The following is a 15643-nucleotide window of genomic DNA, read 5'->3' on the forward strand; positions in this document are numbered from 1 at the left end:
ACACATTCGCTTTTGACAGGAGTGTAAAGAAACGCGATGTTTCTTTACGCTTTTTTGTTTTGGCAGGCAGCGGTCATCGAACATCAAGCTAAAGAGCGTTTCCCGTTGCTGTCTTTGCGAAGCGGCGTGACTTGCAAATAAGTGAACACGCGCCATATCCACTCAAGCGGGCCCATGCGGAAGGCGGACAGCCACAGCATGCTGAAAGCCATTTGCCCGACATAAATCCCGAGGCAAAAGAGCGTGGACTGCCAGTAGGTGAGCGTACCATACCAGCCGAACAGGTAGCCGCCGACCAAGATCAGCACCGTTTGCCCCACGTAGTTGGTGAGGGCCATCCGTCCGTAGCTGGTGAGCGGAGCCAATGCTTTTTGGACACCGCTGTGCTGCAAAAGCCGGATTAGCGTCGTCACGTAAAAAGCTGACATGACAAAGCCGGTCGAAGTCAAGGCGATCGTGTAGTACGTGAGCGCAAGCAATTGTTCCTCGGACATGTCGTCCACAACGATCATGTTGGCTGTCATAAACGGGTCAGCCGGAAGGAAATGATACTGGGCGTACAGACCGACCAGCATAAGGACAAAGGCGATGCCTTGAACCTTTTTGATCGCAGGCAGAAAGCGGGGAATGTCCTGGAATACCCCGAATTGCCCGACAGACAAACCGAGAATGAACAGCGGCAGCACCAGCATCGGCTTGAAGCCCGTGGAGCAAACGAACATGGCGAGGATCAGCCCGACAATCAGGTTTGTTCTCGCCTTCAAGCGGTAAAAAGGCATGAGCATAAAGCCGAAGATCGAGTAAATAAACAGGGCTTCGCCCGGATGGAACATTTTGTGGACAAAACCGAAGGCCAGAAGCGCAAGCAGACGGCGGACAAACAGAACCGTACTGTTGGCGCCTTTTGCTTTCGCCCGGCTGACAAACAGATGGAAGCCTACTCCGAACAGAAACGAAAAAATCACGAAAAAGCGCGATTCTACAGCAAAATTGAAAAACTGAAACAGCCAGGCGTCCAAGCTGCCAGGGGTTGGAGTCTTTACGTCAAGCAGCGGCAAAATGTTGACCAGGATGATTCCGAGCAAAGCGAAGCCGCGTACAGTATCCAGTGTGTCGATCCTCTGTGTCCCGGTAGGAGCTAGCGCTGTCAAAATGATCACTTCCTTTGTACCTAGATTTATGTCCAATCAGACGTCTCTTCATCCTAACGCACAGCGAGGAAGGGAGAAAGAGATTTGCATTACGCTCTGCTTACAAAAATGTAAGAGGCTCGCTCCCAGCGCAACTATCTGATTGCTCACCTCGTCTATTTGTATAAAACAGGAAGGAAAGGAGGCGCGAAAATGAAGCCGATTCTCCGGGGAAAGTGGCGGCTTGCCGCAGGAGTTGCCTATTATCGCGGCAGGCGGCATGCGCAGTGGCTGTTTGGGCGAACGAGATTGGCGCGGGAAAAAAGCAGCCAGCCGCTTCCTTATGTCCATTTTTCCCATCAGACTATTTTGTTGCGCCAATTGCAGCATGTCGAAATGTGGATGCAGCACAACAAGGTGAAAAATTTGCGCCTCGCGACCGCCTGTTTGCACGGAGTGATCATTCGGCCGGGCGAAACTTTTTCCTACTGGAAGCTGATTGGCAAGCCGACAAAAAGAAAAGGCTACGTAGAGGGGATGCTGCTCTCGCATGGTCGCGTCACAGCCGGGATTGGCGGCGGTTTGTGCCAGCTATCCAACTTGCTGTACTGGATGGCACTGCACACGCCTTTGACCGTGACCGAACGCCATCGCCACAGCTACGATGTGTTTCCCGACGCGAACAGAACCCAGCCGTTCGGAAGCGGCGCCACTTGCTTTTACAACTACCTCGATTTGCAGATTGAAAACCGGACGAGCCAAACTTTCCAGCTTTGTGTCTGGCTGACGGACACGCATCTGGTGGGGGAATGGAGAGCTGACATGCCGCCGACACGAAGGTATGAAATGATTGAGAAAGAGCATGCCATCACCCCTTCGATCTGGGGCGGTTACGAGCGGAGCAACCAACTGTGGCGCAATGTGTATGCCCAGGACGGGGAGTGGCTGGAACAGCAGTGGCTGACGGAAAATCGCGCCTATCTCATGTACGAGCCGCTTTTGCCAAAAGGATGATCTTTCCTCTCTCGTATACGAACTGGAACTCAGGTGCAATCTGTGCGAAAATAGGAACATATGCACTCGTATAGGAACGTGGAAAGGTGGATTTATACATATGTCTTCAGTAGAACGAATTACGTCAGGCTTGAACCCGGAACAGCGGGAAGCCGTACTTACCACGGAAGGTCCTGTCCTGATTCTGGCCGGAGCGGGCAGCGGCAAGACCAAGGTGCTGACACAGCGGATTGCTTATCTCATCAGCGTGAAGCAAGTTGCGCCATGGAGCATTCTCGCGATTACGTTCACCAACAAGGCTGCGCGCGAGATGCAGAACCGCGTAGCGGCGATCATTGGCGGTGCAGCGGCTCAGGATACGTGGCTTTCGACGTTTCACTCCTTGTGCGTGCGAATTTTGCGCAGGGATATTGACCGGCTTGGCATCAACCGCAGCTTCAGCATTCTCGACGCTGGCGACCAGTTGTCTGTCGTCAAGCAGTGCCTGAAGGAACTGAACATCGATCCGAAGCAATATGAGCCGCGCTCCATCCTGGCTGCCATCAGCGGAGCGAAGAACGAACTGACAGACCCGGCGACTTTTGCCAGACTGGCGGGCGATCCGTTTTCCCAGGTGGCTGCCAAGGTGTACGAGGCGTACCAGAAAAAGCTGAAAAGCAACCAGTCGCTGGACTTCGACGACTTGATCATGACGACGGTTCGCCTGTTCAAGGAAGTGCCGGAAGTGCTGGAATTTTACCAGAAAAAATTCCGCTACATACACGTCGACGAGTATCAGGATACGAACCGCGCCCAGTATCTTTTGATTTCCATGCTGGCCGACAAGTTCCGCAACGTCTGCTGCGTGGGGGATGCCGACCAAAGTATTTACAAGTGGCGGGGAGCGGACATCTCCATCATCCTGAACTTTGAAAAAGACTACCCGGAAGCAAAGCTGATCAAGCTGGAGCAAAACTATCGCTCGACCAAGACGATCCTGCAAGCAGCGAACCAGGTCATCGCCAACAACAAGCTGCGCAAGGAAAAGAAACTGTGGACGGAAAATCCCGGTGGAGAAAAAATCATGTGCTTCCAGGGTGATTCCGAGCATGACGAGGCGTATTTTATCGTCGATACGATTCGCAAGCAGATGGCGAAGTACAAGCGCTACGACAAGTTTGCCGTTTTGTACCGGACCAATGCCCAGTCCCGTGTGGTCGAGGATGTGTTCATCAAATCGAACATTCCGTACACCATCGTCGGCGGCACGAAGTTCTACGATCGCAAAGAGATCAAGGACATTCTCGCCTACTTGCGCCTGATTTCCAACCCGGACGACGATATCAGCTTGCAGCGCATTATCAATGTGCCGAAGCGCAACATCGGTGACACGACCGTCGACAAGCTGCAAGCGTACGCCAATGCCAACGGCCAGTCGCTGTACCAGGCCATTCAGGAGACGGCTTACATGGGCCTGCCGTCCCGCACGACGAATGCGATTTTGTCGTTTAACGATCTGATTACCAATTTGATGCAGATGACGGACTATTTGAGCGTGACCGAGCTGGTAGAGGAAGTATTGAAGCGATCCGGCTACCGCGAATCGCTGAAAGAAGACAAGACGCTGGAAGCGCAGGCGCGTCTGGAGAACATCGAGGAGTTTCTGTCTGTTACGCAGGAGTTCGAGCGCAAAAATGAAGACAAGAGTCTGCTCGCCTTTTTGACCGATTTGGCGCTTGTCGCTGATATTGATTCGCTTGGCGAAGATGGGGAAGAAGAGGTAGTAGCCGCAGACGGGCAAGTTGTGCTGATGACGCTGCATAGCGCCAAAGGGCTGGAGTTTCCGGTAGTGTTTCTCGTCGGACTGGAGGAAGGCGTGTTCCCGCACAGCCGCTCCCTTTTTGACGACACCGAGATGGAAGAAGAGCGTCGTCTGGCGTACGTAGGCATTACCCGGGCAGAAGAGCGCCTGTACATGACGTGCGCGCGGATGCGAACGCTGTTTGGACGAACCAACGTAAGTGCGCCGTCGCGATTTTTGCAGGAAATTCCGCCCGAGCTGTTGGAAGGCAACCCTGCCGCAGCAGAGCGAAGCTTTGGCGGTGGTGGCCGCGGCGGAGCATTTGGTCAGCGCGAGATGGGGGCAAGATCGTTCGGCTCGACCTCCCCGCAAGCAGGAGGGGGCTTCGGTTCCGCCAAGCCAGGAATGGCGCAACGATCGACAGGAGGCTCGGCAACGTTCACTCGCCCAGGGTTGCAGGCTGGCGACAAGCTGCCTGGACACGGTCAGGGAGCAGGAGTGGATTGGAAAGTCGGAGACAGGGTGCAGCACGGCACGTGGGGCATGGGTACTGTCGTGAAAGTAAAAGGAGCGGGTGACGATATGGAGCTTGATATCGCATTCCCTAGCCCGACTGGCATCAAGAAGCTGCTCGCGAAATTCGCGCCGATACAGCGGGCGTAATGCTAATGCGCAGACTATCGCTAAAGTAAAGGATGAACGAGATGGATCGATTGACGGCGGAAACAAAAATCAAAGAATTGGTGAAACGAATTGAGCGGCACAACCGTCTTTACTATGAACAGGATCGACCTGAGATTTCCGATCAGGAATACGATCAATTGATGCGGGAGCTTACCGAACTGGAAAACCAGTTTCCAGAACTGGCTTCTCCGGATTCTCCCACCCAGCGCGTTGGGGGGGAGCCTTTGCCATTCTTTGAAAAAGTCGTACACAAGACGCCGATGCTCAGTCTTGGCAACGCTTTTGGGGAAGCAGACATCAGAGATTTTGACCGCCGTGTTCGCCAGGCCGTGGGGAGCCAGGCCGTTCGCTATGTGGCTGAGCTGAAAATCGATGGGCTTGCTGTGTCCTTGCACTACGAAAACGGTATGTTTGTGCGCGGAGCGACTCGTGGAGACGGGAGCACAGGCGAGGACATCACCCAAAACTTGAAGACGATCCGCTCGATTCCGCTCAAGCTGACCAAGCCGCTGACCTTGGAGGTGCGAGGCGAGGCGTACATGCCAAAAGCTGCTTTCGACAAGCTGAACCGGGAGCGGGAGGAGCGCGGGGAAGCGCTGTTTGCCAATCCGCGCAACTCGGCAGCCGGCTCGCTTCGGCAGCTCGATCCGAAAATCGCCGCATCCCGTCAGCTCGACACTTTTATTTACGGGATTGGCGACTTGCAGGGCGAGACAGTCGAGTCCCACAGCGAAGGGCTTGACCTGCTCGAATCTCTAGGCTTCAAGGTGAACAAGGAGCGCCGCGTATTCGAAGACGTCGAGGAGTTGCTCGCCTTCATTGAAAACTGGACAGAAAAACGCCCGACCTTGCCATATGAAATCGACGGCATGGTCATTAAAGTGGACAGCTATTCGCAGCAGGAAGAGCTGGGCTTTACGGCAAAAAGCCCGCGCTGGGCGGTCGCGTACAAGTTTCCGGCGGAAGAAGCGGTCACGGTGCTTGAAGGCATCGAAGTGTCCGTAGGCAGAACGGGAAGCGTGACACCGACGGCCCTTTTGAAGCCAGTCAGTTTGGCGGGCACGACAGTAAAGCGTGCTTCTTTGCACAACGAAGACATCATCCGGGAAAAAGGCTTGCTGATCGGCGATCATGTCGTCGTCAAAAAGGCAGGCGATATCATCCCGGAAATTATAGCGGTGCTGCCGGAGCGCAGAACGGGCAGCGAAGTGCCTTTTGCCATGCCGACGCATTGTCCGGAGTGTGGCAGCGAGCTGGTGCGCTTGGAGGAAGAAGTGGCCTTGCGCTGTATCAACCCGATGTGTCCGGCATTGATCCGTGAAGGCATGATCCACTTTGTTTCCCGCACAGCGATGAACATTGACGGGCTGGGCGAAAAAGTGGTGGCTCAGTTGTACCGCGACGACATCATTCACAGCGTCGCTGACCTGTATTATTTGCACCAGCAGCGCGATGTGCTGCTGGGGATGGAGCGCATGGGCGAAAAGTCGGTAGACAATTTGCTGGCAGCGATCGAAGCTAGCAAGGAAAACTCGCTGGAACGCGTCCTGTTCGGGTTAGGCATCCGCCTGGTCGGAGCAAAGGCGGCGAAGGTGCTTGCCGAGCATTTTGGCCATATCGATGCCATCATGCAGGCGACAGAAGAAGAACTGACGCAAATTAACGAGATCGGCCCGAAAATGGCTGCGAGTCTCATCAACTATTTCGCTCAGCCGCAAGCACAAGCTGTCATCGAAAGATTGAAGGCAGCGGGAGTGAACATGGAGTACAAAGGCATTCGCGTCGAGAGTGGCGCCGACTTGCCGTTCTCCGGAAAAACGATTGTCCTGACCGGAACATTGACCCAAATGTCCCGCCAGGAAGCAGAGGAAGCGATTGCCCGATTGGGTGGCAAAGTAACGAGCAGCGTCAGCAAGAAAACCGATCTGGTAATTGCGGGAGAAAAAGCTGGCTCCAAGCTGGAGAAAGCAGAAAAATTGGGTGTGGCTGTTATGGATGAAGCCGGATTCCTGGAAGTTCTTCAAACAGCAACACCGTAAAGAAAACGGTGGCGACAGACAGATGAGCAAGGGAAGGGACGTGAAGAGCATGAATGGCTTTAGGCGATGGGGAATTGGAGCAATGACGATGCTGATCTTGAGCGGCTGTAGCGATGGCGGCGTCGTTCAGGAGAAGCCCGCCACCTCTTCGGTTATTGCATCTGCTCTGAAGGGTGACTTGACCTATCAGGATGTTTTGGAAAAGGGAGAAACCATTCATAATCTGGCGATGACGTCAGACGCTGCACAAGTATGGGTAGGCACACATGCCGGACTGTACAGCTCCGCAGGGGGTTCCTTGTGGGGATTGCTGTCGCCAGAGCTGGCGCAGATTGATGTCGTAGGCTGGTTTGTCGATCCGAGCGACGCCCACCACATGTACGTCGGTGGCAGTGAAGGAGTCCTGCGCACCGCAGATGGCGGGAAAAGCTGGACTTCTTCCAGCAAAGGCTTGCCTGAGCCTGCAAATATCCGCAGCTTTACTGGGGTTCGCCAAGGGGAAAAAGTTCGTCTGTTCGCGTTTGTAACAGGCGAGGGCATCTACCAATCCACAGACAAAGGCGATACATGGACGCTCTGGCAGCCGATGGATCAGGAAGTATATGCCATGGATTTTGACTCGAATGAGAACCGTCTCTATGTAGCGGCACAGTTCAGCTTGCTCTATAATGAAGAAGGGCAGTGGAAGACAGAGGCGATTCCGGATGCAGAACAGATTTACTCGCTATCCCTCAACAGAAATACTGGCGTTCTCGCTGTCGCAACCGAAAAAGGTGTCTATGAAAAAAACGATGGTGAGTGGCATCTGCTCGAAGCTCGCTCGCCGGAAAAATTGATCGTCATTGCCTCGGGTGGTGGCGATACAAAATGGGTAGGGATTGGCGAATCGGCGTTGATTTACAAGCTCAACGGCAATCGCTGGACCAAATGGAACTGATCCCATTTTTTTCAGGACAAAAGGAGTAGCGTATGAAAGCGAAGTTTTTGACAGGATGCAGGTATGCAGCCGTGTTTTTGCTTGCGATTGCCGTCTCTGGTTGTTCGTTGCTGCCAGGGGGCAAGGACAAGTCGCCTGAGCCTACCGCGCCGTCCTTGTCTGAAGTAGTGGAAGTATCTGAGGATTACTATGGCAGCATCACTCCATACAAGCCCAACCAGACGCGCGGCATGCTGAGCAGTGCGCGATATCGCATCGATTTCAGCCATCTGGAGCTTGGCTTGATGGAGTTTGCCCGCGATACGTTTCCGACCTCCCAGTATTATTTTCAGGAAGGTCAAGTCGTCAAAAAAGAACAGGTGACGCAGTGGATTGCCCAGGAAAAGGCGAGTGGAACGAAAGGCCAGCAGAAAAACGGCATTTTGGTTCACGTCCTGGAGCATGATTACTTGAACAAAAAAGACAAGCAGCTGGCAGGCATGGTGCTCGGCTTGTCTGTATCGCCGAACTACCAGGATGCAACTGGCAAGGAAATGGTGTACACACAGCAGGAGCTGCAAGCAAAAGGGCAGCAGCTTGCCGCCAGTATCGTCGCGACGCTGCGGGTGAGCACTCCGAATGTGCCGATGCTGATTTTGCTGTATCAGGTTCCCGAAGCGAACTCTTCGCTTGTGCCAGGGCATTTCATCATGTCGGGTACAGTGGGAGCGAGCGAATCGGCCGTATCGAAGTGGCAGCCGATTGAAGAGGAGTTTTTCCTGTTCCCGAGCGCGGATGTAGAGAAAAAATATCCGCAGCAGTCGTTGCAGTACGATAAGCTGATGAGGCAAGCACAGGCGTATTTCGGAGAGTATGTCGGCATGACAGGCGTTGGCCGATTCATGGACGGCAGACTGACGGAGCTGACGATTACGGCGACGGCGGAGTATGACTCGCGGACAGAAGTTTTGCAGTTCACGCAGTACGCAGCCGGAAGCATCAATCAGTTGTTCGACAAAAGCGTCCACGTCAACTTGTACGTCCAATCGATGAACAAGCCGCTGGCCATTTATATTCGACCGACATCTGGCGAACCGTACATGCATCTGTATCGCCAGTAGACAGTAGCCAATAGCAGGAAGCGGCCCCGATGTGCACCTCTCCAGGTGTGGATCGGGGTTTTTGTGCAGAAGCCAGAGGGGATTGCACACAAGTGTATACGGTTGAACAAAGTGTGAACAAAAGTGTAAGGTCCCGTTTTCTGAAGTTGGCTGTTGTTTTTCGCGGAAAAATGCAAACACTATCGGGGTCGGGCTTCTCAGTAGTAGTTGGTATGATCCTTGCATATGTTTTATAAGTGATCTTAGGAAGAAAACGATAAGGAGGCGTCACCAAATGCAAGTTGAATTCAAAAACGAGGCGTTTACTAATTTTGGCCTGCCAGAAAATAAAAAGGCATTTGAAGAAGCACTCGCCAAAGTAGAAAGCGAGCTTGGCCGCGAGTACCCTCTCATCATTGGTGGAGAGCGCATCACAACCGAGAAAAAATCCAGCTCCTTCAACCCTTCCAATAAAGAACAAGTCGTGGGCGTTGTGTCCCAGGCAGACCAGGCGCTGGCTGAAAAAGCGATCCAAACAGCAGCCAGCACTTTCGAAACATGGAAAAAGGTTCCTGCCGGTGCGCGTTCCCGTTACCTCTATAAAGCAGCAGCAATTCTGCGTCGCCGCAAGCATGAGTTCTCCGCTTGGCTGGTAAAAGAAGCAGGTAAAAGCTGGGCAGAAGCTGACGCTGACACAGCAGAAGCAATCGACTTCATGGAATACTACGGCCGTCAAATGGATAAGCTGTCCCAACGCCATGACCTGCCACGCATCCCGGATGAAGACAACGAACTGTACTACATTCCACTCGGTGTTGGCGTAGTAATCCCGCCATGGAACTTCCCTCTGGCGATCATGGCTGGTATGACAACTGCAGCTCTCGTAGCTGGTAACACAGTTGTACTGAAACCTGCTTCCACTACACCAGTAATCGCAGCGAAATTCATGGAAATCCTCGAAGACGCTGGCGTACCAGCAGGCGTAGTGAACTTCGTGCCAGGTTCCGGCAGCGAAATCGGCGACTTCCTCGTAGAACACACGCTGACTCGTTTCATCAGCTTCACTGGTTCCCGCGACGTAGGTCTGCGCATCAACGAACTGGCTGCGAAACATCGTCCAGGTCAAAAATGGATGAAGCGTCTGGTAGCGGAAATGGGCGGTAAAGACTCCATCGTAGTAGACAACGACTGCGATATCGAGTTGGCTGCACAATCCATCGTAGCTTCCGCATTCGGCTTCTCCGGTCAAAAATGTTCTGCTTGCTCCCGCGCAATCGTTCACCAAGACGTGTACGATCAAGTGCTGGGTCGCGTAGTTGAGCTGACTAACCAACTGACTGTAGGCGACGTAAGAACAAACGAGTTCTACACAGGTCCAGTTGTCGACGAGAAAGCTTACAACAAAATTCTCGAATACATCGAGATCGGAAAAACAGAAGGCAAACTGGTTGCAGGTGGCGAAAAAGGCCCGGAAACAGGCTACTTCATCAAGCCAACCGTATTTGCTGACGTAGATCCGCAAGCTCGCGTGATGCAAGAAGAAATCTTTGGCCCAGTAGTAGCATTCTGCAAAGCCAACGATTTCGGCCATGCTTTGGAAATCGCGAACAACACCGAGTACGGCTTGACTGGCGCTGTAATCAGCCGCAACCGTGCACACCTGGAGCGCGCTCGCGAAGAGTTCCACGTGGGCAACCTGTACTTCAACCGCAAGTGCACAGGCGCTTTGGTTGGCGTGCATCCGTTCGGCGGATTCAACATGTCCGGTACTGACTCTAAAGCGGGCGGACCAGACTACCTGTTGCTCTTCACCCAAGCGAAAATGGTTTCCGAAAAAATGTAAGAAAACGCAATACCAAAGCTGCCTCCACACGGGGGCGGCTTTTTTTGTCGCAAAAAGATTGAGGAAACCAAGTTTTCTCACGCTCATTTTGTCCACACTAAGAGGTAAGAAATGATGTGCGGGCAGGTGAGGGTAGCTGTTTACTTACATTGTGTCAGGGCTCTCGACGTTTTTTCTCGTGTACTTGCTGATGCCGCTTGCGTATCGGCTGGCGTGGAAAACAAAGCTGCTGGACATGCCCAGGGGAAGAAAAGGGCACAGCAAGCCAATGCCGCTATCTGGCGGGCTGGCGATGTTTGTCGGACTGCTGCTGGTGACAAGTTTTTTTGCAGGGGCGCAAAAAACGGTGGCAGTTTTGGCAGTCGGCGGCGTTCTGCTGGTGGCGATTGGCTGGGTGGACGATATGTACAAAGCGCAGCAAAAAGATTTTCCTGCGCTGCCGAAGTTGCTCGTTCAAGTAGCGGTCGCTGTCCTCGCCTTTTTGCTCGATATCCGGTTTCGCGGGATCAGCCTGACCTGGCTTGGGGCTGAAGATGGTTCTTATGTCTCGTTCCCTGTGTTTTTGTCTTTGTTGGCAACGGTGCTGTGGATTGTTGGACTGATCAATATGGTAAATTTTTTGGACGGAGTGGACGGGCTTGCGGCGGGAGCGACAGCCTTTTCAGCCATCACCTTGTTTTTTTTGTCGATGTTCAAGGGGCAGGAAGTCACGGCATTGCTGGCCGTTGCGTTGGCAGGGGCAGCGCTCGCTTTTTTGCGCTTCAATTTTTATCCGGCCAAAATATTCATGGGAGACGCCGGGTCGATGTTTCTGGGCTTTGCGCTGGCGGTAATATCGCTGGAAGGAACGATGAAAGGGGCCACGCTCATTTCGCTGGTCGTGACGGTTCTGGCACTCGGCTTGCCTGTGATGGATACGATGCAGGTAATGATCAGTCGGTTGTTGGCGGGGTCGCCTATGTATCAGGCTGATCGGAGACATGTTCACCATCGCTTGATGTCGTTTGGCCTGACAGCCAAGCAAACGGTTGTCGTCCTGTATTTGGTCAGCCTGCTGTTCTCGGGACTTGCGGTGTTCCTGTTTTTGTACGGATAAAGCAGTGCAGCATTGCTTTATTTGGATAAAGCAATTGAGCAAGAGAGTGCCCGCCAAAAAGGATGGCGCAGCCAAGACAAAAGGAATGGACATTCGATCTCTAGTCTTCGGCAGGATCGAAGAAAAAGAACTGGTTGCGGCCTGTTGCTTTTGCTTTATACAAAGCCTTGTCGGCGTTGCTCAGCAACTGGTCCGCTTCTTTCGCAGAGGCAGGGAAAAGAGCAATTCCGATACTGGAGGTAAAGTGAAACGTCTTGTCCTCGTAGCTCCACGGCTGCTGGAGCGAACGCAGGATGCGCGTCGCCACTTTTTCGGCCTGACGTTCGCTGTCGATGGCTGTGAGAATGACGACAAACTCGTCTCCCCCCAAGCGGGCGACGGTATCCTGATCGCGAACGCACGATTTGAGACGCTTGGCCAGCATTTGCAAAAAAACGTCGCCAATATCGTGACCCCATGTATCGTTGATCTGTTTAAAATGGTCACAGTCGATGTACAGCGCTGCTACCATCTCTCCAGACGCCTCGGCGCGTTCCAGCGCTTCCTGGAGGTTGTTGTAAAGAAGGCGTCTGTTAGGCAAGCCTGTGAGCATATCGTGGTAAGCCATGTGCTCAAGCTGCCACTCCAGTTTTTTGCGTTCGGTAATGTCGCGGGTAACAGAAAAGACGTGTGTGCATAGCCCTTCGTTGTTGAAGACAGGCGAGAGGATGGATTCACCGACCATGTGGCCGTTCGTTGTGAAATGAGTGGGACTGGCGCCTTCAACGGTTTGGCTGTACATGCTGTTGAGCAAGTCAGCCTTTTCCTGCGGGTAAACTTCTTCAATCAGCTTCCCGTAGCAATCCTCGGTAAGACCTGATCCTTTCATGGCGGCAGGATTCATCAAGACATACCGGAACTGGTAAGCCCCGCTGGCGTTTTTTTCCACAGCCATAAGGAAAAACATATCCGACATGTGATGAAACAAACTGGTCAAGATGTCGCTGTGCTGACTGATGAGTGTTGTAATATCAAGCTTCGCCATATCTGTGGTCTCCTGATTGTAGGCTTGTCCCTATATTATAGTATAGCAAGGCAGGCCAAGAAAATGATGAGACGTTGGTAATAGTGCGGGGTTTACTGGCTGCAAGTGGAAGTGGTAAAGTAAGGGTATTCTCTCACTAGCTGTCTAATCGAAAATGATTAAGGAGTTCCACTTATGCGCAAAAAGCTGCTGCCCGGTCTGATCCATCGCCTGCCGCAAAACGCGATGTCGAGGACCATGGGAAAAATTACTGCTTCTCGCTTCAGTCGATTAGCCATTCAGCGATACATCCGTCACTATAAAATCGATTTTTCCATCATAGAAAAGCCCGTATCGGAATACCGGACTCTCAAGGAATTTTTTACGCGCCGCCTGAAACCGGAAGCAAGACCGATCGCCCCTGGACACGATGTTGTCGTAAGCCCGGTGGATGGGACTGTTTCCCAGCTCGGCGACATCTGCGAAGGCACGCTGATTCAGGCAAAAGGAAAAGATTTCACAGTGACTGAACTGCTCGGCGGTTCGGAGCAAGAGGCGAAACGTTATTACGGCGGAAAGTTCATTACGATCTATTTAAGCCCGCGCGACTATCACCGCATACATATGCCAGTGGCGGGGAATCTGGTGAAGTACAGCTACTTGCCCGGACGTCTCTACCCGGTCAATCAGCTCGGAATTGAAAACGTGGAGCGACTGTTTGCCCGCAACGAGCGGCTCGTGACCTACATCGAAACAGATGGTTTGGGCAGCATGGCGCTGGTCAAGGTCGGAGCGCTGTTCGTCGGAAGCGTCAAAGTCTCGTACAATACAGCCACGACGAACATCAAGCACGGCCGACAAACGGACGAACCAATCACCGGCACCCCGCATTACGAAAAAGGCAGCGAGCTGGGCTGGTTCGAGTTTGGTTCAACGGTCATTTTGCTCGTGGAGTCCAGCCAACTGGAATGGGCAGACCGTGTGGAAAAAGGCCGGTCGCTCTTGATGGGGCAAGTGTTGGCGACGATCAACAAGGAGCAGGCGTAGCCGCTTTTGCTTTTTTTGCATGAAAAGGTAGTATGGATGCGAATGAAAAGGAGCTGATTGCAAAGTCAGCTTCTTTTATTTTTTATCGAAAAATTTTTGTTTATAGCCTGTCCCATCCCCGCGAAAATTGACTGAACCCGCTGTTTTCAAGTAAGATCAAAGTTATGTGATACGATTCGGAGGTGGAAGAGATGAGTGCCATCACTCGCAAAGAAGTAGAGCATGTTGCCAATCTGGCCCGTTTGCAGCTGACGGAAGACGAGGCTCTGCAATACACAAAAGACCTGAACGCGATTTTGGAGTTTGCGGCGAAGCTCAACGAACTGGATACATCCAATGTCGAGCCGACCAGCCACGCTACAGACGTGAAAAACGTGATGCGCGAGGACGTCAACAGACCGTCCCTGCCGCGCGAAGAAGTGCTGAAAAACGCACCGGACCACGAAGACGGGCAGTTCAAGGTGCCTGCTGTATTCGAATAACGGGTCAGGAGAACGAGAAGGGAGGAACCCACTGTGTCGCTGTTTGACAAGCGATTGTCGGAAATACATAGCGCTCTGCGCGCAAAAGAGCTTTCGGTAACGGATCTGGTGCAGGCTTCCATCGCAAGCATCAAGGAGCACGATGACAAGATCAAATCCGTCCTGCATGTGGATGAGGAGGGAGCGCTTGCCCATGCTCGCCAGCTGGACGAGCGTCTGGTGAAGGAAAATGAGGAGTTGGGCCTGCTTTTCGGGATGCCGGCGGGTCTGAAAGACAACCTGATCACCAAAGACATCCGCACCACTTGCGCCAGCAAATTTTTGGCGAACTACGATCCTGTGCATGACGGAACGGCTTCCAAAAAAGTGAAGGAAGCGGATGCTGTGATCGTGGCGAAGCTGAACATGGACGAGTTCGCCATGGGCGGCTCCAATGAAAACTCCGGCTTCTTCCCGGCGAAAAACCCGTGGAACACCGATTACGTGCCAGGCGGCTCGTCCGGCGGTTCTGCTGCGGCGATGGCTGCCCGTCACTTCTACTTTACGCTCGGATCGGATACGGGCGGCTCGATTCGCCAGCCGGCTGCTTTTTGCGGCGTTGTCGGCCTGAAGCCTACTTACGGGCGCGTATCCCGCTTCGGTTTGGTCGCATTTGCGTCTTCGCTCGACCAGATCGGCCCGGTTACGAAAAACGTGGAAGATGCGGCATACGTGCTGCAAGCGATTGCCGGACACGATGAGTTCGACTCCACTTCTGCCAATGTAGAAGTGCCGAACTATCTCTCCGCGCTCACTGGCGATGTAAAAGGTTTGCGCATCGGGGTGCCAAAAGAGTTGATCGGGGAAGGCATCGACACAGAGGTGCGCGAGGCTGTGCTTGCTGCCCTGAAACAGCTGGAAAGCTTGGGCGCAACATGGAGCGAAGTTTCCATGCCGCATACCGAATACGCGGTTCCAGCCTATTACTTGCTGTCCTCTTCGGAGGCATCGTCCAACCTGGCCCGTTTTGACGGCGTACGCTACGGTGTGCGCGCAGACAATGCGTCCAACTTGATTGAGCTGTACAAAGAATCCCGCAGCCAAGGCTTCGGTCCGGAAGTAAAACGCCGCATCATGCTCGGTACTTATGCGCTTTCGTCCGGCTACTATGACGCGTACTACAAAAAAGCGCAGCAAGTTCGCACGCTGATCATCCAGGACTTTACCAACATTTTTGCCGATTTCGATGTGATTTTGCATCCGACGACGCCGTCCACGGCTTTCAAAATCGGCGAAAACGCCAACGATCCGGTCAAAATGTACCTGGAAGACATTTGCACCGTACCTGTCAACCTGGCTGGACTGCCAGCGATCAGCGTACCGTGCGGCTTTTCCCAAAACGGTCTGCCGATCGGCTTGCAGATCGTGGGTCGTGCGTTTGACGAATCCACTGTCTTGCGCGTAGCACATGCTTATGAGCAGGCAGCAGGCTACAGCCAGCGCAAGCCGGAATGGGTGAGGGGGTAAAAG

At 53.1% G+C, this 15643-nt stretch carries 12 protein-coding genes; 10 read left to right on the plus strand and 2 right to left on the minus strand.

Annotated features, from left to right (window positions below; all coding sequences use genetic code 11):
- Window positions 1-83 precede the first annotated feature (83 nt).
- Entirely contained in the window at window positions 84-1181 is a 1098-nt protein-coding gene (locus M2298_RS19960; RefSeq protein ID WP_280649006.1) for a DUF418 domain-containing protein, read from the minus strand.
- Between the two features lie 162 nt (window positions 1182-1343).
- Here M2298_RS19960 and M2298_RS19965 point away from each other — a divergent pair, with 162 nt between their 5' ends.
- The 7 genes from M2298_RS19965 (at window position 1344) to M2298_RS19995 (ending at window position 11602) form a co-directional block, all read left to right on the plus strand.
- Window positions 1344-2144: a VanW family protein gene (locus M2298_RS19965; protein ID WP_280648994.1), complete on the plus strand. Its 801-nt coding sequence runs from the start codon at window positions 1344-1346 to the stop codon at window positions 2142-2144.
- A 100-nt stretch (window positions 2145-2244) separates the two neighbouring features.
- Window positions 2245-4587, plus strand: coding sequence for a DNA helicase PcrA (pcrA, locus tag M2298_RS19970; RefSeq protein ID WP_173597854.1), 2343 nt, complete (start codon window positions 2245-2247; stop codon window positions 4585-4587).
- A gap of 41 nt (window positions 4588-4628) precedes the next feature.
- Window positions 4629-6647 carry an NAD-dependent DNA ligase LigA gene (gene ligA / locus M2298_RS19975; protein ID WP_122965537.1) on the plus strand — a complete coding sequence of 673 codons (2019 nt, stop codon included), beginning with the start codon at window positions 4629-4631 and terminating at the stop codon, window positions 6645-6647.
- Window positions 6648-6729: 82 nt separating this feature from the next.
- A complete protein-coding gene (locus M2298_RS19980; protein ID WP_233454105.1) occupies window positions 6730-7584 on the plus strand; it encodes a WD40/YVTN/BNR-like repeat-containing protein in 855 nt (284 codons plus the stop codon).
- A 32-nt stretch (window positions 7585-7616) separates the two neighbouring features.
- Window positions 7617-8684 (plus strand): CamS family sex pheromone protein, encoded by a 1068-nt coding sequence (locus M2298_RS19985; RefSeq protein WP_173597855.1) that lies wholly within the window; start codon window positions 7617-7619, stop codon window positions 8682-8684.
- 274 nt (window positions 8685-8958) lie between these two features.
- The gene (gene pruA, locus M2298_RS19990; RefSeq protein WP_173597856.1) at window positions 8959-10506 is read left to right on the plus strand and encodes an L-glutamate gamma-semialdehyde dehydrogenase; all 1548 of its coding nucleotides are present in this window, start codon (window positions 8959-8961) and stop codon (window positions 10504-10506) included.
- A 151-nt stretch (window positions 10507-10657) separates the two neighbouring features.
- A complete protein-coding gene (locus M2298_RS19995; RefSeq protein ID WP_229049814.1) occupies window positions 10658-11602 on the plus strand; it encodes an MraY family glycosyltransferase in 945 nt (314 codons plus the stop codon).
- A 100-nt stretch (window positions 11603-11702) separates the two neighbouring features.
- On the opposite strand, the gene M2298_RS20000 is transcribed toward M2298_RS19995, so the two are convergent.
- Window positions 11703-12626 (minus strand): sensor domain-containing diguanylate cyclase, encoded by a 924-nt coding sequence (locus M2298_RS20000; protein WP_173597857.1) that lies wholly within the window; start codon window positions 12624-12626, stop codon window positions 11703-11705.
- A gap of 174 nt (window positions 12627-12800) precedes the next feature.
- On the opposite strand from M2298_RS20000, the gene asd reads away from it, so the two are divergent.
- The 3 genes from asd (at window position 12801) to gatA (ending at window position 15640) form a co-directional block, all read left to right on the plus strand.
- Window positions 12801-13652, plus strand: a complete 852-nt coding sequence (gene asd / locus M2298_RS20005) for an archaetidylserine decarboxylase (RefSeq protein WP_280648996.1) — start codon at window positions 12801-12803, stop codon at window positions 13650-13652.
- A gap of 191 nt (window positions 13653-13843) precedes the next feature.
- Window positions 13844-14134, plus strand: a complete 291-nt coding sequence (gene gatC / locus M2298_RS20010) for an Asp-tRNA(Asn)/Glu-tRNA(Gln) amidotransferase subunit GatC (RefSeq protein ID WP_122965529.1) — start codon at window positions 13844-13846, stop codon at window positions 14132-14134.
- Window positions 14135-14167: 33 nt separating this feature from the next.
- On the plus strand, window positions 14168-15640 hold the full coding sequence (gatA, locus tag M2298_RS20015) for an Asp-tRNA(Asn)/Glu-tRNA(Gln) amidotransferase subunit GatA (protein WP_173597859.1): 1473 nt from the start codon (window positions 14168-14170) through the stop codon (window positions 15638-15640).
- Window positions 15641-15643 lie beyond the last annotated feature (3 nt).

Origin of the sequence: Brevibacillus sp. 1238, from assembly GCF_029892995.1 — a bacterium.
GTDB classification, from domain to species: domain Bacteria; phylum Bacillota; class Bacilli; order Brevibacillales; family Brevibacillaceae; genus Brevibacillus; species Brevibacillus parabrevis.